Origin of the sequence: Streptomyces sp. DH12, assembly GCF_020873895.1 — a bacterium.
GTDB lineage: Bacteria > Actinomycetota > Actinomycetes > Streptomycetales > Streptomycetaceae > Streptomyces.
Genome location: NZ_JAHWGT010001070.1, coordinates 1 through 452 on the forward strand (window position 1 = coordinate 1; position 452 = coordinate 452).

At 79.9% G+C, this 452-nt stretch carries 1 pseudogene; it reads right to left on the minus strand.

The window, feature by feature from the left end:
• Positions 1 to 250: pseudogene (locus LPA54_RS38550) on the minus strand (peptidase); the annotation flags it as partial.
• Positions 251 to 452 lie beyond the last annotated feature (202 nt).

Here is a 452-nt window from a genome sequence, read left to right on the forward strand (position 1 = left end):
GGCGCTCGGTGCGCAGGTTGCCCACCCCGGCGGTGGCCGTCCACACGCCCCGCCGGTCCTCCGCCCGCAGCGTCACGCCGGGCACCCCGCTCTCGACCGCGGCCCGCACAGCCCGGGCGGTGGCCTTGTGGTCGCCGGTGTCCCCCGTGCGGTCCGTGCCGGGTCCCGCCGCGACCGCGGGGGCCGCCAAGGCCGCCGTGAGGGCCACCGCCACCGCTGCCACCGCCGTCGTCCGCATCCGCTTCCGCATGCTCGTGCCTCTCCTGTCCGTCCTGCGTGGTCGCGGGGAGGGACCGCGCCGGGGGCGGCGGGGTTGCCACGGCCCCCGGCGGTTGATCAGGTTTCGGCCGTTCCGCGCGGCGGCGCGGGCGTCATCCCCGGCCGGCCTCCAGGCGTCCCCCCGCGGGGCGTTCGCGCCACAGCCGCAGGGCGGTGTCGACGAGGCCGATGCG